The 18103-nt window shown below is 64.6% G+C and carries 14 protein-coding genes and 1 riboswitch; of the genes, 5 read left to right on the top strand and 9 right to left on the bottom strand.

Features of this window, described 5'->3' with window-relative positions; genetic code table 11:
* Positions 1-193 precede the first annotated feature (193 nt).
* Positions 194-3235, top strand: coding sequence for a heparinase II/III domain-containing protein (locus GCN75_RS23520; protein WP_226941535.1), 3042 nt, complete (start codon positions 194-196; stop codon positions 3233-3235).
* Positions 3236-3255: 20 nt separating this feature from the next.
* Here GCN75_RS23520 and GCN75_RS23525 read toward each other — a convergent pair whose 3' ends face one another.
* Together GCN75_RS23525 and GCN75_RS23530 are read right to left on the bottom strand one after the other, a co-directional pair.
* A complete protein-coding gene (locus GCN75_RS23525; RefSeq protein WP_152284550.1) occupies positions 3256-3681 on the bottom strand; it encodes a hypothetical protein in 426 nt (141 codons plus the stop codon).
* Between the two features lie 24 nt (positions 3682-3705).
* Positions 3706-4626, bottom strand: coding sequence for a hypothetical protein (locus GCN75_RS23530; protein WP_152284551.1), 921 nt, complete (start codon positions 4624-4626; stop codon positions 3706-3708).
* 364 nt (positions 4627-4990) lie between these two features.
* Here GCN75_RS23530 and GCN75_RS23535 point away from each other — a divergent pair, with 364 nt between their 5' ends.
* The 4 genes from GCN75_RS23535 (at position 4991) to GCN75_RS23550 (ending at position 9808) form a co-directional block, all read left to right on the top strand.
* Positions 4991-6148 carry an ABC transporter substrate-binding protein gene (locus tag GCN75_RS23535; RefSeq protein WP_152284552.1) on the top strand — a complete coding sequence of 386 codons (1158 nt, stop codon included), beginning with the start codon at positions 4991-4993 and terminating at the stop codon, positions 6146-6148.
* Between the two features lie 85 nt (positions 6149-6233).
* Complete coding sequence (locus tag GCN75_RS23540; protein WP_152258462.1) at positions 6234-7124, top strand: branched-chain amino acid ABC transporter permease; 891 nt, start codon at positions 6234-6236, stop codon at positions 7122-7124.
* A 7-nt stretch (positions 7125-7131) separates the two neighbouring features.
* Positions 7132-9075: a branched-chain amino acid ABC transporter ATP-binding protein/permease gene (locus GCN75_RS23545; RefSeq protein WP_152284553.1), complete on the top strand. Its 1944-nt coding sequence runs from the start codon at positions 7132-7134 to the stop codon at positions 9073-9075.
* A 10-nt stretch (positions 9076-9085) separates the two neighbouring features.
* On the top strand, positions 9086-9808 hold the full coding sequence (locus GCN75_RS23550; RefSeq protein WP_152284554.1) for an ABC transporter ATP-binding protein: 723 nt from the start codon (positions 9086-9088) through the stop codon (positions 9806-9808).
* A 63-nt stretch (positions 9809-9871) separates the two neighbouring features.
* Here GCN75_RS23550 and GCN75_RS23555 read toward each other — a convergent pair whose 3' ends face one another.
* The 7 genes from GCN75_RS23555 to GCN75_RS23585 form a co-directional block, all read right to left on the bottom strand.
* Entirely contained in the window at positions 9872-10192 is a 321-nt protein-coding gene (locus GCN75_RS23555) for a DUF2288 domain-containing protein (protein WP_152284555.1), read from the bottom strand.
* A 53-nt stretch (positions 10193-10245) separates the two neighbouring features.
* Complete coding sequence (locus GCN75_RS23560; protein ID WP_193317622.1) at positions 10246-10944, bottom strand: RES family NAD+ phosphorylase; 699 nt, start codon at positions 10942-10944, stop codon at positions 10246-10248.
* Between the two features lie 2 nt (positions 10945-10946).
* Positions 10947-11384 carry an MbcA/ParS/Xre antitoxin family protein gene (locus GCN75_RS23565; RefSeq protein ID WP_046682984.1) on the bottom strand — a complete coding sequence of 146 codons (438 nt, stop codon included), beginning with the start codon at positions 11382-11384 and terminating at the stop codon, positions 10947-10949.
* A 150-nt stretch (positions 11385-11534) separates the two neighbouring features.
* The gene (locus tag GCN75_RS23570) at positions 11535-14159 is read right to left on the bottom strand and encodes a S53 family peptidase (protein ID WP_152284556.1); all 2625 of its coding nucleotides are present in this window, start codon (positions 14157-14159) and stop codon (positions 11535-11537) included.
* A gap of 81 nt (positions 14160-14240) precedes the next feature.
* Positions 14241-14327, bottom strand: a riboswitch (cyclic di-GMP riboswitch).
* A 276-nt stretch (positions 14328-14603) separates the two neighbouring features.
* Positions 14604-15014 (bottom strand): fosfomycin resistance glutathione transferase, encoded by a 411-nt coding sequence (fos, locus tag GCN75_RS23575; RefSeq protein ID WP_152284557.1) that lies wholly within the window; start codon positions 15012-15014, stop codon positions 14604-14606.
* Positions 15015-15246: 232 nt separating this feature from the next.
* Positions 15247-16947, bottom strand: a complete 1701-nt coding sequence (gene recJ / locus GCN75_RS23580; RefSeq protein ID WP_152284558.1) for a single-stranded-DNA-specific exonuclease RecJ — start codon at positions 16945-16947, stop codon at positions 15247-15249.
* A complete protein-coding gene (locus GCN75_RS23585; RefSeq protein ID WP_152284559.1) occupies positions 16944-17996 on the bottom strand; it encodes a hypothetical protein in 1053 nt (350 codons plus the stop codon). Before GCN75_RS23585 ends, recJ begins: the two co-directional genes overlap by 4 nt.
* Positions 17997-18103: the final 107 nt, after the last annotated feature.

The raw sequence follows: 18103 nt of genomic DNA on the forward strand, positions 1-18103 counted from the left end.
CGCTCATTTGACGGTCGTTATTGGTTTTTTTGAAAAAATATATGGCAGTATTGCCTGGTGTTTTTTTATTAACTCTATAACTCCGGGAGTACATGTGTACAGTCAAATGCTGAATCAGCAGACCACCTTGGCGAATGCCCGCCGCAGCGGTCTCCCTTTCTTTTCCAGCAAAATGGCGCATGCCGTGTCGGGCATGCTATTCCTGCTGGCTTCTTCCGCGATGGCGCAATTGCCCGCGCCTGTCAAACAGGGACATCCACGGCTATTTGCCAATCAGGCCAGTTTCGATGCGCTGAAACCGCAATTGCCGAACCTGCCCGCCGCATTTCCCGCCGCCGGCGGCAGCATCAGCCTGGACTTGCTTGCCAAGCGCAAGGATCCGCTCGATAACGTCGACCAGGCGGTTTTTGGCGAATTCAGTTCGACCCGCAATGCCTTTTTTATCCGCCATGTTGATTCCTACGACGTGCCTGTCGGCGCGGCGGCGGACAGTATCGGTTTCCAGGTCGGTTTCCAGGTCAATGGCCTGCCCCAGTATCTGTCGGTGGCCCGCGTCGATTTAAAACCCGACGTCTGGTCGACTATCCAATTGTCATGGAATAGCCAGACCCATAAAATCATCCTGAAGGTCAACGGTATTGTCGTGCCAATTGGCTGGAGAACGGTCGATGGCACGGGCGCCACTGCGCCGATCGAATGGAAGGCCGATGGACAAATCACCAGGATTGCCATGCGGCGTAATGAAACCATGCGCAATTTCCGCTTGTTCGATAGCGGCGGGCAGGAATTATGGCAGGCGCCGGCGATGGATGCGCTGCTCAATAATGCATGGTACGACTTCGTGGAGCGCGTCAATGGCCGGGTGGCCACGATTCAGGCCTGTCCGCTGATTCCCGTCTCCCAGCCCGTGCCCGACCTTTGCAACGTGGCCACGGGCAGCCGCGGCACGATTTATGAAAGTGCGCAGATGCTGGCCATGGCATACCGCCTGACGGGCAATGCGAAGTATCTGGACGGCGCCCTGAATTACCTGGACAAGCTGCTGGTGACCCCGCCCGTTTCCGGCGGAGAGTGGTCGTCGGGCGGACGGGTGGGCGCCATGGGCATCCTGTACGACTGGCTGTTTGCGGAAATGGGCGCCCGCGCCGTTCCCGACGCCGTGGGCTTCGGCACCTACCGCGACCTGACGGCGCAGAGAATCAAGGAAACGATCGCCGCGGATACGGGCAAGGGCTATGAAAACCTGTATGTCTCGATGTGCGGCTACCAGCCGCTGTATATCACCAGCACCAGCTTTGATTGCAAGAAAAAGCCCGTGTATGAACAGTGGGACCGCAGCGAATCGAAGCCTTCCATTGCCAATTTCTATATCAGCGGCCACCCGTTCAGCGCCGTCAATAATGCCACGGTGGGCTTGCTGGCCATCGTCGACGAGCATCCGGAAGTATTGCCGATGATCGAAACGTCGTATGCGCACTATGAAAAGGGCTTTCTTGCGGCACGCGCCCTGATTTCAGTCGATGGCGGTCACCACATGGGTTTTGCCTATGGCGTATCGAGCATCCCCGAGCGCCTGCTGCTATGGCGCAGCGCGCTGGAAAACACGGGAACGGCGCCCCTGCTGCAGGCCGACTGGCAATCCAGGCTGATTTATCCCTATATCTACGGCTTGCGCCATGACGGCAGCTTTCCCGCCAGCGGCGATAATTTCACGACACACGTCAGCGGCAGCCTGATCGGACAACTGGCGCTTGGCGCAGTGGCCGATACGGGCGATGGCGTGGCGGGGAAGTTTTATCGCGATCATGTGCTCGCGACGCGCAGTTCGCACGCCGCCTTGATCATGGAACGGCTGTTGTGGCCCGTCCAGCTGCCCACGGCTCCGTTGGAATCGCTGGAATTGTCGCGCCATTTCAGGACGTCGGGCCAGGTGCTGATGCGCGATACCTGGGACTATGCGAATGCCACGCTGCTGGAATTCAAATCGACTTCCTTTATCGCGGAAAATCACCAGCACTTCGATCAGAACAGTTTTACGCTCAATTACAAGGCACCGCTGCTGCTCGACACGGGCTTGTATGAAGAATATGGCAGCAGCCACTGGTGGAATTACTACACGCGCAGCATTGCCCATAACACGCTGCTGATCTTCGACAAGAACGAGCGTTTTACGCGCGGCGAGAATGAATTCAGCAATGACGGCGGTCAATGGTTCTATGCGCCGAAACAGGGCTATCCGACGATAGAGGAAATCAGTCCGGCGGGACCGAATGCGCTCGACGGCATTGTCCGCTACGAAAATACGCCGCAATATACCTACACCAGCGGCAACGCAAGCAAGGCCTATGCTTCCAGCAAGCTCGACATGGCGAATGGCTTCGTGCGCAATGTGCTGTTCCTGCGCTCGCCATCGTTCTGGGGCAAGCCGGTCACCGTGGTTTTCGATAGCGTGCGCAGCAAGCAGGCCTTGCCGGCCACCTTCCTGCTGCATACGGCAAAAGATCCCGTCTCCGCCGCGGCGGGCGTGGCGGCGCTGGGCAATGGCCAGTACCAGCTTGGCTACCAGCCGGGCCAGGAGCGTGTCGTCACCGTCCGCAACGGCGGCGGCATGCTGACGGTGCAGACGATCTTGCCGCTCAATGCCAGCGTGCGCAAGGTGGGCGGCGCACAGGAAGGGGGCAATGGCTGCGCGCAAACGGATCTCGTGACGGGCGCGGCGGCCGGCAACGGCGCCGATTGCCGTTTCACCGTGCGCCGGCGCCAGGCCGATGGCAGTTATCTGTGGCGCAATCAGACGGCGGCGGCCAGCGCGCAGCAATCCTCGTCCACGGATGTAGGCGCCTGGCGCCTCGAGGTGACGGCGCCTGCCGCGCCGGCGCTGAATGCGCCCGAATACTTCCTGCATGTGCTGGCCGTTGCCGACAATGATGGCGGCGCGGGGCCAGCCGCTGCGCCGGGCGCGACGCGGCTGCTGGCGGCAGCCAACACGGAAGCCTTGCTGCTGGGCGGGCAATTGCATGCCTTGTTCAACCGCGACGCGGCGCCCGCTGCCCGCATGGACTGGGTCTCCACCCTGGCCAGCGGCGCCGTCATCGCCACCGGGCTGAAACCGGGCGCGCACTATGCCTTGACGTCGGCGCCAGCGGCCAGCGGCTATGCCTGGAGCCTGGTCGAGGCGGCGGCAGGATCAGGCACCCATGCGAGCTCGGACCAGGGTGTGCTGAGCATCGACTAGCCGGGCGCAGGCCGGCGGACTCAGGCAGTCTGTCCGGCCGCTTCTTCCTTCTTCGTCCTGGTCCGCAGGCTGGCTGCCGCCTCGCCGATGGCGAGCGGGTCGCGCGACAAGATGGCCGCGCCCAGGTCGACCAGCCTGGCCGCCGCGCCGATGGCGGCTTTCACGTCGGCGATGCGCTTGAGCTGTGCCTTGCCCTTGGCGATGGCGCCCTCGATCTCGCCGCGCGCCTGCTGCGCCCCCTCGGCCGCCAGATAAATGCCATATGCGCGGAACAGGGCCACCATCTGGTCCAGGTGGTTTTCATATTGTTCCAGCAAGGTGCGTTCGTCCGGCGTCAGCGCCTCCCGTTCGCGGATGCGCAATTCCAGCACCAGGCTCGATGCCTGCGCCAGGCTGTCGGCGATGGCATAGCTCTGGTCTTTCGTCAGTTCGGTCAGTCGGGCCATGGGATTCTCCGGTGGGCCTGCCATTTACCAGCGGGCGGGGGCATAGAAGGCCGCTTGCCGCTGCAGCGTGGCGACGTCGCGTGCAAATTGCGCCAGCTGGCGCTCCAGTTCCGCTTCCTGCAGGTGGCCGAGATTGGCCCGCAGGGCGGCCACGCTCGCCTGCAGCGTATCGACGGCGCCGACATACGCGGCGGCGATCTTTTCCCTTTCCTGCAATTGCCGGCCTTCCAGGTGCAAGCGCGTGCGGACGTAATTGGCGGCCAGCGGTTCGCGCGGCGCGGCCTTGTCGACGGCGCCGCGCAGCAGCTCCAGGTCGCGCAATTCATCCTGCACGCCGGAACGGTAGCTGCGCTGCGCATACTCCTTGAGCGTGTTGCTGACGATATCGATGGCTTCCTGCTCATCGAGCAATTCGCGCAAGGCCGATTGCTGCCGCCGCTGGGTGGCCAGGCGGCTCAGGTGCGCGCTCAGCTTCATGACCTTGTCCAGCTTGCCGGCATCGAGCAGGGGCGCGTCGGCGCCCGGCAGCGCCAGTCCGCCCAGCGCATCGCCCAGTCCGCCAAGCTCTTCCTTGTAGACGGGCAGTTTGTCGTCGGCCAGCGCCGCCATGGTTTGGGCGTAGCGCAGCAGGACGTCGTTCAGGCCGGCGACCGACACGCTGGCTTGCGCGATCGCGGCGCAATCGTCGCGCGCCGCCTGTTCGCTCGCTTGTGCATCGAAACGCTCTGCCAGGATCAGGCGCTTGCGCATGGCCCGCTCCATGCAGCTGTGGACGCTGCCCGCCAGCATGGGTTCGAAGTGCTGCGACATCTTTTGCGTCTGTTCGGCGAAGCTGCGCACGGGCGCCAGGTCGGTGGCGCAGCCGCCCAGCAGCAGGCCCGCCAGCAGGCTGGCGGCAGCGGGGCGCAACACGCTACAAAGGGGATGGTTCGACGGGCGCTGCATATCGCCTCCATGCGGTGGGAGTGGCTGACGGGGCCGGCGCGCACGCGCTGGCATGGCCGACGTTAGCATGCTGGGCAGTGCGAGTATTGCGCCAGATCAGCAGGCCGCACGCTCATCGGGCAGCCGGCTCCGGCGGCTGGACTGTTGCCGAATGGCGCAGGTGCGCCAATTTGCGCCATATTTTCCTTACAAAAGACTGACAGCGGGCAGGCAATCGCGTCTTTTTGGCATGTTGCGACGCGTCATATGTAGTTGTTGCTGGTGCATGTTTACTCACCTACAATGATTTATCGATGGGGCGGTTATCCAGCGTACGACTATAAAAATAAGTGGCATTAAAAACGTTGTATTACAGGAGATGACAATGAATTTGAAACAGAAATTGCTCGTGGCAAGTTTGGTTTTGGGTTTTTCGCAGGCGGCTGTCGCAGCCGACCCCATCAAGATCGGCGTGTCCGGTCCGTTCACGGGCGGTTCCGCGCCGATGGGCGTGTCGATGCGCGACGGCGTCAAGCTGGCCGTTGCTGAAATCAATGCCAAGGGCGGCGTCATGGGCCGTTCGCTGTTGCTGATCGAACGCGACGACGAGGCCAAGAATGAACGGGGCGTGCAGATCGCCCAAGAGCTCATCAACAAGGAAAAGGTCGCCGCCACCGTCGGCTACATCAACACGGGCGTGGCCCTGGCTTCGCAGCGTTTCTATCAGGAAGCGAAGATTCCCGTCATGAACAATGTGGCGACGGGTTCCATCGTCACCAAGCAATTTGCCGACCAGCCTGAAAACTATATCTTCCGCAACGCCGCCAACGACCAGATCCAGTCGCACATGATCGTCGAGGAAGCCGTCGAGCGCCGCAAGTTCAAGAAAGTGGCGATCCTGGCCGATTCCACCAACTACGGCCAGCTGGGCCGCGAAGACCTGGAAAAAGCGCTGGACAAGAAGGGCATCAAGCCTGTCGTCGTTGAAAAATACAACATCAAGGACGTCGACATGACGGCCCAGCTGCTGAAAGCCAAGCAGGCGGGAGCGGAAGTCGTGCTGACCTACGGCATCGGCCCGGAACTGGCGCAGATCGCCAACGGCATGGAAAAACTGGGCTGGAAAGTGCCGCTGATCGGCAGCTGGACCCTGGCCATGGGCAACTTCATCGATAACGCGGGCAAGAACGGCGACGGCACGCGCATGCCGCAAACCTTCATCCAGGACGCCAGCACGCCGAAGCGCAAGGCCTTCATCGACGCCTATGTGGCTGCCTACAAGCCGTCGGGCGGCCGCATGCCGTCGGCCGTGTCGGCAGCGCAAGGCTACGATTCCATCTACCTGCTGGCCGCGGCCTTCAAGCAGGCGGGCGGCACGGATGGCCCGAAAGTGCGCGCCGCGCTGGAAAACCTGACGGAAAAAGTGGAAGGCGCCGTCACCACCTACAACAAGCCATTCAGCAAGACCAACCATGAGGCGATCACGGCCGACCTGACCGTCTTCGGCGAAGTCAAGGACGGCAAGGTCGTCCTCGCGAAATAAGCCTGGCGGACACCTGCCGCGCCATGGCCAGCCTTGAGGAATCAGGACTGGCCATTTTTTTATCTTCCGTCCTTCGGGGAATACCATGGAAATCTTCCTGCAGCTCGTCTTCAGCGGCATCGCGCTGGGCATGATCTATGCCGTCATCGCGTTCGGCTACCAGCTGACCTTTGCCACGTCCGGCACCCTCAATTTCGGTCAGGGCGAATCCCTGATGCTGGGCGCGCTCGTGGGGCTCTCGCTGGTGGGCACCATCCACGGCGGCCCCTACATGAGCTATCTGCTGATGATCCCCATCGTCATCGCCTTCGGCGCCCTGCAGGGCGTGTTCGTCGAATGGATAGGCGTGCGGCCCGCCATCAAGATCAAGTCCGAATTCGGCTGGATCATGTCGACCATCGCGCTGGCCATCATCTTCAAGAACGTGGCGGAAAATATCTGGGGCAAGGATGACCTGACCTTCCCGTCGCCGCTGTCGGCCGCGCCATTCAAGGTGCTGGGCGCGAACGTGCAGCCGATGCAGGTGGCCGTCATCGTGGGCGCGCTGGCCATCATGCTGGCCGTGGAAGTGTTCAACCGCAAATCGATCTACGGCAAGGCCGTGGTGGCCACGGCCAACGACCGCGACGCGGCCGGCCTGATGGGCATCAACACGGGCATGGTCATCACGTTTTCCTATGCGCTGTCGTCGGCCACGGCCGCCTTTGCGGGCGTGCTGGTGGCGCCTTTGACATTGACGGGCGCCACCATGGGCGCCTCGCTGGGTCTCAAGGCCTTTGCCGTGGCCATCATCGGCGGCCTGACGTCGGGCGTGGGCGCCATCGTCGGCGGCCTGATCCTGGGCATCGCCGAGACGACCACCGGCTACTACATCTCCACGGGCTACAAGGAAGTGCCAGGCCTGCTGCTGTTGCTGCTGGTACTGGCCATCAAGCCGTCCGGCCTGTTCGGCAAAGCCGCGATCAAGAAAGTCTGAGGATCACATGAACAAGAAAATCACCATGCTGGCGCTGAGCGCGGCGGGCCTGGCCGCGCTCGTGCTGTTCCCCGTCGTCATTCCGAATCCCTATTACATCCACCTGGCCGAAACCATCCTGATCTACGCCATCCTGCTGTTCGGCCTCGATATCGTCGTCGGCTACACGGGGCAGGTGTCGCTGGGCCACGCGGGCCTGTTCGGCATCGGCTCGTACGCCACGGGCGTGCTGGTGTTCAAGCTGGGCTTGCCGTTCTGGCTGGCCATCCCCGCCAGTATCGCGGGCGCGGCCGTGTTCGGCGCCATCCTGGCCTTGCCGGCCCTGCGCGTGACGGGACCCTACCTGGCCATGGTGACCCTGGCCTTCGGCACCATCGTGCAAATCCTCATCAATGAAATGAGCTTCCTGACGGAAGGGCCGATGGGCATCAAGATCCACAAGCCCGTCCTGTTCGGCCACAAGCTCTCCGAGGTCGAGTACTACTACATGGTGGCCGCGCTGATGGTCATTTCGCTCGTCGTCGTGCACCGCATCCTGAAGTCGAACCTGGGCCGTGCCTTCGAAGCCTTGCGCGACAGCCCCATCGCCTCCGACTGCATGGGCGTGTCCGTGTACCGCTACAAGGTCTACGCCTTCGTCATCAGCGCCGGCTTCGCGGGCCTGGCGGGCAGCCTGTATGCGTATTCGGAAGAATATATCTCGCCCAATACCTACAACTTCGAGCTGACGATATTGTTCCTGCTGGCCGTCATCATGGGCGGACGCAAGACGCGCTCGGGCGCGCTGATCGGCGCGCTGATCGTCGTCATGCTCCCCAGCCTGCTGTCGGACATCGAGTTGTTCCGCAAGATCGCCGTCGCCGCCGCCGTGCTGGGCGTGATCGGTTCCATCTTCATGCTGGCCAGGAAGCGCGCCACCGTGCGCGGCGTGCTCGTGCCCCTGGTGGCCACCATCGGCCTGGCCGCGTTTTCCTACCGGCTGGAGAACATGGTCGACTGGCGGCTGACCATCTTCGGCCTGATGACCCTGTTCGTCGTGTACTACCTGCAGGACGGCATCGTGGGATTCCTGATGAGCTTTATCGGCAAGGGCAGGGGCCATGTGCAGGCCGTCGCCTCGCACGGCGTGGCGCCGTTCGACCACGCCCAGGGCGGGCAGCAGGGCGCCACGCTGCTGCGCGTGGACCAGGCGCTGATGCAGTTCGGCGGCCTGAAAGCGCTGAACCAGGTGGACCTGAACGTCACGCAGGGTTCCGTGCACGGCTTGATCGGGCCGAACGGCTCGGGCAAGAGCACGATGATGAACGTGCTGACGGGGATCTACAAGCCGACGGCGGGCAAGGTGGAATTTGCCGGCGCCGTGATCTCCGGCCGCACGCCGTCCGAGATCGCGCTGGGCGGCGTGGCGCGCACCTTCCAGAACGTGCAGCTGTTTGGCGAGATGACGGCCACGGAAAACGTGCTGGTGGGCTTGCACAACACGTTCAAGTCGAACGTGCTGGACGTGATGCTGCATACGCCCCGCTACAAGCGGGAAGAGGCGGCGGCGCGCGAACGGGCCGCCAGCATCCTCGAATTCGTGGGCCTGGCCGACCTGGCCAATGAAGAGGCGCGCAATCTGCCGTATGGCAAGCAGCGCTTGCTGGAAATCGGCCGCGCGCTGGGCCTGAACCCGCGCCTGCTGCTGCTCGACGAGCCGGCGGCGGGCCTGACGGCGCCCGACATCAAGGAGCTGATGGCCATCATCCGCAAGATCCGCGAGCACGGCATCACCATCATCCTGATCGAGCATCACATGGACGTGGTGATGGCGCTGTCGGACGTGGTGACGGTGCTGGACTTCGGCCAGAAGATCGCCGAAGGCGCACCCGCGCTTGTCCAGAGCGATCCGAAAGTGATCGAAGCCTACCTGGGCGGCAGCGCCGACACCCTGAGCCCTGCAGCGCACTGAGAGGAAGACCATGCTGACCATTCATAATCTGCACGCCGCCTACGGCAAAGTCGAAGTCCTGCACGGCATTTCGCTCGACGTCCCGAAGGGCAAGCTGGTGACCCTGATCGGCTCGAACGGCGCCGGCAAGACCACCACCATGCGCGCCATTTCCGGCATGCTCAAACCCAGGTCGGGCAGCGTCACCCTGGGCGGCCAGGATGTCACGGGCCTCGATTCGCACAAGATCGCGCGCGCTGGCCTGGCCCATTCGCCGGAAGGGCGGCGCGTGTTCGCCTCGATGTCGGTGACGGACAACCTGCTGCTGGGCGCTTTCCCCCGCTTCACGCGGTCGCGTCCGAAAGGCGACATCAAGGGCGACCTGGACAGGGCCCTGGAGCTGTTTCCCCGCCTGAAGGAACGGCGCGACCAGCTGGCCGGGACCCTGTCGGGCGGCGAGCAGCAGATGCTGGCCATGGCCCGCGCCGTGATGCTGAACCCGGAAGTGATCCTGCTGGACGAACCGTCGATGGGCCTGGCGCCCATCCTGGTGGAAGAAGTCTTCCGCATCATCACGCGCCTGAAAGCGGAAGGCGTGACCATGCTGCTGGTGGAGCAATTCGCCGCCGCCGCCCTGAACGTGGCCGATTACGGCTACGTGCTGGAAAACGGCAGCATTTCCGTGCATGGTCCGGCGGAGAGCTTGAAGACGGATCCGAAGGTGATTGCGGCGTATCTGGGCGGCGGGCACTGACGCGGCCTGGCGCATGGCCAGACTGGCACGCTGCGCCCGCTGCCCGGGTCCAGCGTGCAGGCATCAGTGTTTGGTGGGCTTTTCCTGCTGTACCAGAATGAACGGGCTGACGACGACGGCCCACAGGGATGCGTCGGCCGCCTGCCAGTCCAGCGCCTGCTGGTCCGACACCTTGGCCACCTTGCCATCGGCCATCCATTGGCTGATCGTCGCCTTGTCGTCGTGCGAGATGCGCACGGCCACTTCGACCAGGTCCAGCTCATTGGCGACCCAGACGACATTGCCCTGGGCGAAATGTTTTTCCAGTTCGCTCCAGGCCAGGCGGGCCGTTTCGCTGTTGACTTTGAGGCGCAGTTCGGTGTCTTTTTCAGGATTGGTTTGCATGCGAAATATCAATGTTCGGTGAGTCGGCTGCCGTTGCGCGCGGCGGGTTTGCCTTACAGGGCTTCCACGCGCGGCGTCGGCGTACCCTGCCATGTTAACCGATAGGCGGCGCCTTTGCGAACATTGCCCACGAGGGCAGGGCGGAAGCAGGCCAGGTTGGTGCCGCTGGCGTGCCGCACGCTGGGGAAGATCACGCCCATGGAACCCGCTTCGAGCAGCACGGCCGCCAGGTCTTGCGAGGCGATGTAGCTTGCCGGGTCCAGGCAGGCGGCATAGCGCTGCTGGCCGCGCAGGTCGTGGAAGCTGGCGGAAAAATCGGCCAGCAGCGACTGGTAGTTGACGCTGTCGTCGAAATAATCGATTTCCTGGTATTCCACGGTCTTGTGGAAGATGATTTCGGCCAGCGCCGTTTTCATGTCGAAGGCGCAATACCAGGCACCCCGTTCGCCATCGTTGAAACGCGCCCCTTCCGGGCGGGCATACGTGTAGGCGGCATTGATGATGCGGAAGTGGGGCACGCCAAAAACCAGCTCGTCCACGCCAATTCCTGGCGCGCCGCCGTACTCCGCCACCAGGCGCGCGTTGGTCGCGTTATCGAGCTCGAACAGCTCGCGCAGGTGTTCGTCGTCCTCGGCCAGCGGCGCCAGCACGGAGTCTTCCATGTCGGCGAAGCGCGAGGGAATCAGCCGGCAGGTGTCGATCTGGCGCAAGGCGGCCAGCGGCGGCAGGTGTTCAGGGGAAGCGGCGGCCAAGATTACAGCCCTCCGCGGCGCGCATCGAGCAGCTTGCGCACCGTCTGCATGGCCAGCAAGCCGCCGGCCAGCATCTGCGACAGGGGCGTGCGGCCGCCGAAGATGGGATTCTTGTTGGGCAAACTTACCCATTCGTCGGCCAGCTTGTCGCCGTACAGGATGTGCAAGGCCTTGTAGATGCCCAGCAAATAGGAAATGCGCGTGATGCGGTCCACTTCCAGCACGCGGTCCGGGTGCTTCTTCCACTCGTAGTAGGCGCTGCTGGACAGGCCGCCCAGCAATTCGCGCGCATCGTCGTCGCGCAGCTTCCAGGCGGCGGCCAGCTTGAAAAACCCTTTCAGGGCCGCCTGCGACAGGCGCTCGCGCTCGGCTTTGGCGTTCAGGTCGACGAGCACGGCCGGCTCGAAGCGGCTTTTCGGGTAGGCATAGGCGAGATTCATGGCGTATCCTTGTATGAGACTCTGTTTATGGACTAGTTATACTCCTTTTTCGGATTCGCTGCAACGGCCGCACGCATGAAAAAACGGGGCGCAGCAGGACATCTGTCCCGCTGCGCCCCGTCGGCCCGCCGTCCCGCCGGCCGCGCCGGCTTATCGTGCCGTGACGGTAATGGGCACGCTGAGCTGCGCCGTCAAGCCGTTATTGTCCAGCGCCACCACCTTCAGCGCATAGCTGCCGGCCACCGGCTGCGGCCAGCTGGCCGTGATGGTCATGCCGCTCATGGAGAACTGCATGCCCAGCGGCGCGCCGATGATCGAGATCCACAGCGCGTTTGCGCCGGGTGCCGTGAGCACGATGCTGCCGCTCATGGCCTTGCCCGCCACGCCCGTCATGGCGGCGGCGCTGATCGTGGGACCGGCGGCGGCGATTTTCACCGTGGCCACGGCCTGGCCCGTCAAGCCCGTCTTGCTATCCCTGGCGATGACGGTCACGCTGTAGCTGCCCAGCACGGGGTTGGCCCAGCTGACGACGCCGGCGGCATTGACGCTCATGCCCGATGGCGCGCCCGCCAGGCTGTAGGTGACGGGGTTGGGCGCCACCGTGGTGGCGGTAAATGACAGGGCTACGCCCGGCTTGCCGCTGACGCTGGCCACCGTGACCACGGGCGGCAGCGGGGCGGCGATGGCCACCGTATAGACGCCTTTGCCGCTCAGGCCCGTCTTGCTGTCCGTGGCCGTCACGGTGACGGCGTAGGTGCCGGCCACGGGCGCGGCCCAGCTGACCAGGCCGGCGCTGCTGATGGCCATGCCTGCCGGTGCGCCGGCGAGCGCGTAGCTGACGGGATTGGCGGCGCTGACGCTGACATTGAATGCCAGTGCCGTGCCGACCTTGCCCGTGATGGCGCCGGCGGCAACGACGGGCGGCGCGACGGGAGCGATGGCGATGGTGTACACGCCCTGGCCGCTCAAGCCGCTGACGGCATCCTTGGCTACCATGGTCACGGCATACGTGCCGGCCACGGGTGTGGCCCAGCTGACCACGCCCGTGGCGGCGATGCCCATGCCGGCCGGCGCGCCCAGCATGGTGTAGCTGAGCGGATTGGCGGCGCTGGCCGAGACGGTAAACGACAGCGGCTTGTCGGCCGCGCCGCTGATGCTGGCCGGCGCCACGACGGGCGCGGCGGGGGCGATCTGCGTGCCCGACAGGCTGGCCAGCAGGCTTTTCACGTTCGGCGTGCCCAGGCCGCCCAGCGGGTCGTAGCCGACCTTGGCCGTGCATACGCTGCACGTGCCGTTGCTGCCCCGCGTGATGTCGGCAAAGCTGCTGGCAAAGGTGCCGGGCACGCTGGCGATCTGGCCGTAGAGTATGCCGTGCGGCAAGCCCAGCGCCGTCTTGGCCTGCAGTGCTCGGCTGGCGTTGGCGATGGCGACCAGGCCCGCCCATTGGGGCGTGGACAGGCTGGTGCCGCCGATGCTGAGCCAGCTGGCGGTGCTGCTGCCTTGCGCCATGACGGCCGTGTACTGGCCCGTGGCGGGGTCGGCATTGAAGGCCACGTCGGCCACGTTGCGCCGCAGCAGGTTGGTCAGGCCCGGTACGTTGACCGTCTGGTAGATAGGCAGTGCCGTGTAGGCGCTGATGCCGCCGCCCGTGCCGGACCAGGCCGCTTCACTGCGCGCGCCGCTGCCGCTGTAGCTGAGCGTGGTGCCGCCCACGGCCAGCACGTTGGGCGAGACGGATGGCCAGGATACGCCGCTGCCCGAGTCGCCCGTGGCGGCCAGGTAGCTCATGTTCTTGCCCGTGAAGGCGCTGTCGACGGAGGCCGTCCAGTTGCCTTCGGCGGCGCCAAAGCTCATCGACACGACGCCAGGCCCCATCAGGTTGGCCAGGCGCACGGCGCCCAGCAGGCTGTTGATGGAAGCGTCAGGCGCCTCGATCAGCACGATGCGGGCCAGCGGCGCCGTCGCATGGGCCCACTGCACGTCGAGGGCGATTTCCATGGCCCAGCCCGAGTTGTAGGCGGGGGCCGTAGCCGTCATGGTGTTCGACGGCGTGCTGTACACGATGGACAGTTCGCAGCCGCTGGCCGGGGCAGCCGGCAAGGGCAGGGCGGCATTGGTGGCGATGGTCTTGGTGGTGCAGCCGGGCAAGCCGAATTTCTGGTTGAAGATGGCCAGTTCGGCCGCCGCGTTCGGGTTGTGCATGGCGTCGACGATGTAGATCGTCTGTCCCGCGCCCAGCTGGGCCGCCTGGGCCGGGGTCAGCGCCGTGCCCGCCGCCGGCAGGGCGGGCAGGTCGTAGGCGGCGCGGATTTGCGCGGGAGAGTAGGTGGCCACCACGCTGCTGCCGGCCATTGGGGCGACGGTGTCGGCCGTGCCGCCCGCTTGCAGGGGGGCGATGTCCTGCGCCATTTGTTCCGCGGCGGCGATCTTTTGCGGCGTCATGCGGCGCGTGCGCATTTCCGTCATGGCGCCGGGCACGTTCTGCAAGTGCGGACGCCAGTGGGCCGAGCCGCTGCTGTTGCTGCTGTCGCGCCCGTCAGGCGCATCGAGCAGGGCAGGGGCGGCGTGGAACATCGGCTGCGCCACCAGCGCGCCGACGGCGGCGGGGACGACGGGCACTTCGACGCTGAATTGCGTGGCCGCCGTGGCGATGGCGGCGGGCGGCGCCGATGCCGGGCTCTCCTGGCCGGGGCCGCAAGCGCCCAGCAGGATGGCGGCAGTGGCGCCCAGCAGCAGGCGCCCGTGACGGGAATGCAGGGGGATACTTTTTTTCATGGCGAAACTCTCCGAGTTGGGCGAGGGCCACATCTCGACAATGCGGGGGCTGGCGCCGCGCGCTGGCGGTCCCGGCCTTGCATTGGCAGCCCCGCTGCCGTGGCGCTTGCGCGCGGTAGGCCGGTGGCTTTGCGTCCCCGCCTTTCGACGGGTTTGCCCTCAGAACTGATCATGCATCGCGACGTACTTCCTGATGCGTTATCAATTCTAGTGAATTCGCCAAATAAGTGTTAACTATTTTCAATCAACATTTTCATTTATGCATGAATTTGTCGTATATTCCGCCATTATCCGATGCAATCTTGTCAGCCTGGTTAAGCCTTAAAAACAAGGTTGTCAGGGCTATATCGAGGCATAACGGCGTTTTTCCGCTGTAACGGCGAGTGCATTTCTCTGATTTTAATGAATATAACGAATTTGCCGATTTTTTTTGCCTGTGCGCCATCAATCCTCGAATACCATGCCCGGATACGGCGCTGCGCGGCAGGCCGCCAGCCGCTGCGCCAGGCTGCCCGCATGGGCTTCCAGTTGATGGCCGTCCGGGTCGAGAAAATACAGGGAATCGCCGGCGCTGCGGTTCTGTTGCCACTCGGGCACGCCCGCGGCGCGCAGGCGGGCGGCAAAGGCGGGGAAGTCTTGCTGCGAGATGGAAAACGCATAGTGCGTGTAGCTGCCGCCCGCACTACTGGCCGCCCCCGCATCCAGCGACAGGCACAGCCAGAGTTCACCGGCCGACAGGTACGCGCCCCTGTCCCAGCGCGCATGCAGGCGCAGGCCCAGGGTGTCGCGGTAAAAGGCAACGCTGCGCGCCAGCTTGCGCACGGACAGGGTGAGGTGGTTCAGGCCGGTCAACATGGTGCTGGATACCTTTCAGGTGGGCGGAGGCTGGTTCCAGCCTCCGCAGTGGTTTGTGGCGACAGTGTTCCAGGCAAGCATGAGCACAGCAATAAGACCACAACCGTCGCAACACCTGACACAACCGTAGCGAGCGGAAGGAAGAGGTGGCCTGCGATGCTCACCGTACTTTTAGTACGGTGAGCATCGCCGGCCGCAAAGCGCGACGCGCAGCAGGTTTGGGCTGGCGCCATCAGACAGGCTCGGCGTGCTCCACCATCAACTGCACCTTGGTCGTGCCATTGTATTCATTCGCGTCCAGGCGGAAGGCGACGCGCGTGCGTTCGCCCAGGGCGTCCGTGTGGCCGAACCAGATGGCGTCGAAGCGCACGCCGTTCTTTTCCAGCAGCAGTTTCAAATGGCGCTCTTTTAATATGCGCTGGCTGACGACGCGGAATTCGTCGCAGAAGACGGGCGGGGCGAAGCCCTGGCCCCACACCTGGCCATCCATCAGCTCGATGAAGGCCGTCGTGTAATACGCGTCTTCCAGCGGGCCGTCCGTTTCCACCACCCGTTCCAGTTGCTGCTGGCTGAGCCAGGCCTGGCCCACGGCTTCGAACGCCCGGGAAAAGGCGTCGAAGGCATCGGCGCGGATGGTCAAGCCGGCCGCCATGGCGTGGCCGCCGAACTTGTCGATCAGGCTGGGCGCCCGTTTCGACACGAGGTCGAGCGCGTCGCGCAGGTGGAAGCCGGGGATCGAACGTCCGGAACCCTTGATCCAGCCGTCCGCGCCAGGCGCAAACGTGATGGTGGGGCGGTAGAATTTTTCCTTCAGGCGCGAAGCGACGATGCCGATCACGCCCTGGTGCCACGATTCGTCGAACACGCTGATGGTGCTGCTGTTGGCCGGTTCGAAATCGTCGAGGTGCAGCAGGGCCGTGTCCTGCATTTCCGCCTCGATCTCGCGCCGCTTCAGGTTGATGTCGTTCAATTGCTGGGCCAGCGCCCAGGCGCGGCCTTCATCGTCCGTGATCAGGCATTCGATGCCGAGCGACATGTCCTGCAGGCGGCCCGCCGCATTCAGGCGCGGGCCCAGGGCAAAGCCCAGGTCGAACGGCGTGGCGCTGCGCGCTTCGCGGCCTGCCACGCGGAACAGGGCGGCCACGCCCGCGTGCATATTGCCTTTGCGCATGCGTTTCAAGCCTTGCGCGACGAGGATGCGGTTGTTCGTATCGAGGCGCACCACGTCGGCCACCGTGCCCAGCGCCACCAGGTCCAGCAGGTTGTCCAGCTTGGGCTGGGTTTGCGCATCGAAGATGCCGCGCCGGCGCAATTCCGCGCGCAGGGCCAGCAGCACGTAGAACACCACGCCCACGCCCGCCAGGTGCTTCGACGGGAAACCGCAGGCGGGCTGGTTCGGGTTGACGATGACGGCCGCGTCGGGTAGGGTATCGGCCGGCAAATGGTGGTCGGTGACGACCACCTGGATGCCGCGCCGGTTGGCCTCGGCCACGCCGTCGATGCTGGCGATGCCGTTGTCGACGGTGATGATGATGTCGGGCGACTTTTCGCGGGCCGTCAGTGCGACGATTTCCGGCGTCAGGCCGTAGCCGTACTCGAAACGGTTGGGCACGATGAAATCGACGTCGGCGCCCATGGCGCGCAAGCCGCGCAGGGCGACGGCGCAGGCGGTGGCGCCGTCGCAATCGTAGTCGGCCACGATGACCATGCGCTTCTTGGCGGCAATGGCGTCGGCCAGGAAGACGCCGGCCGCGCCGATGTGCAGCAAGCCGGACGGCGGCATCAGGGCCGCCAGTTCGCTCGACAGCTCTTTCGTGTCGGACAGGCCGCGCGACGCGTACAAGCGGGCCAGCACGGGGTGGATGCCGCCCTGGCGCAGCAGTTCGGATTCGCGGTAAGGGCAGGGACGGGTGGCGATGCGGGTACGGGTCATGATGCTTTCAACTTGTTCAGGGTAATCGCGCGCCAGAATTTGCGTTGCGCGTTCTTGCTGGTGGTGCAAGCCAGCCAGGCGTCGCGGTGGCTCAGCACCAGGCGCAGCTGGCCCAGGCGGCCATCTTTCAGGGCCGCCAGCAGGGGCGCGAACCAGTCCGCTTCCAGCGCTTGCAACTGCTGCAGCCACATGCCCCATTCCTGGCCCTGTGCCGCTTCGATCAGGCCGCCCAGCACGACGATCGCGTCCTGCCTGTCGGCCAGAACGCTGTTTGGACTGGCATGGCGCTGCGCCGGTGTCGCCAGTGCGGCCAGCCAGCCCGGCGCATCGCCGGTATGCAGGCGGGCGGCGCAGGTGGGCGCTTGCGCCGTGGCCTGGCTGGCGCCCCAGAGCCAGAAGGAATTGATGGCTTTCAAGCCCCGCTCTTCGCGCGCCGCATTGACGGGATGTTCATGCCACAGCATCTGCACTTCGTTTTGCAGGCGGCGCGCGGCGCGCGCATGCTCGCCTTCCGGCATCCACACGGACAGGTCCTGCGTGGTGGCGCCGTCCGGCGAGGCGCACTGCAAATCGCTCCAGCCATCGGCGCGCATGAACCAGGTGCCCGCGTCGCCATACGCCAGCGGCTGGCCGATTTCGTCGAAATACGGAGCGGCAATGTCGAACAGGGCGCGCCCGTCGGCCTCGCTCAGATTGAGCTGGCGCAAGTCTTCCAGGCTGATATGGCTGCGGGCGATGGCCAGGTGGGCCGGGTGCAGCAGGAAATAGCGGCCGCCCGGCTCCGGCGCCAGGCCGTAGCCGCGCATGGCCTGGACGGCAAAGGCCGCCTGCGCCGCCTCGCCGTTGGGCGCGGGCGCCAGGCCCAGCGCGTGCGCCAGCCACGCTTCGTGCGGCAGCAGGCGGTTGGTGTTGTCAAAAGTTTCTAAATTGCAAGTGGAGGAGCGCGACAGCAGTGCCGCCAGGGCGGGCGCCTGCAAGACCTTGAGCAGGTCGGCAGCCAGTTCGGCATTGGGCAAGGCGCAGGGCAGGACGAGGGTAAGTTGATTCATCCCGAGATTGTAGGCGATTGTGGCGGTGGGGGCGTAGTCCCCGTCGTTTTCTGCCCGGCCGCCGCCCGCATGCCGGGAGCACGGGGGCGCAGCAAAAATGGCGCCAC

This window comes from Janthinobacterium violaceinigrum, assembly GCF_009208555.1.
Classification (GTDB): Bacteria; Pseudomonadota; Gammaproteobacteria; order Burkholderiales; family Burkholderiaceae_D; genus Janthinobacterium; species Janthinobacterium violaceinigrum.

Coding starts and splice junctions, on each gene's coding strand:
- GCN75_RS23530 (WP_152284551.1), bottom strand. CDS start 4,626: ATGCAGCGCCCGTCGAACCATCCCCTTTGTAGCGTGTTGCGCCCCGCT.
- GCN75_RS23555 (WP_152284555.1), bottom strand. CDS start 10,192: ATGCAAACCAATCCTGAAAAAGACACCGAACTGCGCCTCAAAGTCAAC.
- GCN75_RS23550 (WP_152284554.1), top strand. CDS start 9,086: ATGCTGACCATTCATAATCTGCACGCCGCCTACGGCAAAGTCGAAGTC.
- fos (WP_152284557.1), bottom strand. CDS start 15,014: ATGTTGACCGGCCTGAACCACCTCACCCTGTCCGTGCGCAAGCTGGCG.
- GCN75_RS23520 (WP_226941535.1), top strand. CDS start 194: ATGCTATTCCTGCTGGCTTCTTCCGCGATGGCGCAATTGCCCGCGCCT.
- GCN75_RS23585 (WP_152284559.1), bottom strand. CDS start 17,996: ATGAATCAACTTACCCTCGTCCTGCCCTGCGCCTTGCCCAATGCCGAA.
- GCN75_RS23535 (WP_152284552.1), top strand. CDS start 4,991: ATGAATTTGAAACAGAAATTGCTCGTGGCAAGTTTGGTTTTGGGTTTT.
- GCN75_RS23540 (WP_152258462.1), top strand. CDS start 6,234: ATGGAAATCTTCCTGCAGCTCGTCTTCAGCGGCATCGCGCTGGGCATG.
- GCN75_RS23525 (WP_152284550.1), bottom strand. CDS start 3,681: ATGGCCCGACTGACCGAACTGACGAAAGACCAGAGCTATGCCATCGCC.
- recJ (WP_152284558.1), bottom strand. CDS start 16,947: ATGACCCGTACCCGCATCGCCACCCGTCCCTGCCCTTACCGCGAATCC.
- GCN75_RS23570 (WP_152284556.1), bottom strand. CDS start 14,159: ATGAAAAAAAGTATCCCCCTGCATTCCCGTCACGGGCGCCTGCTGCTG.
- GCN75_RS23545 (WP_152284553.1), top strand. CDS start 7,132: ATGAACAAGAAAATCACCATGCTGGCGCTGAGCGCGGCGGGCCTGGCC.
- GCN75_RS23565 (WP_046682984.1), bottom strand. CDS start 11,384: ATGAATCTCGCCTATGCCTACCCGAAAAGCCGCTTCGAGCCGGCCGTG.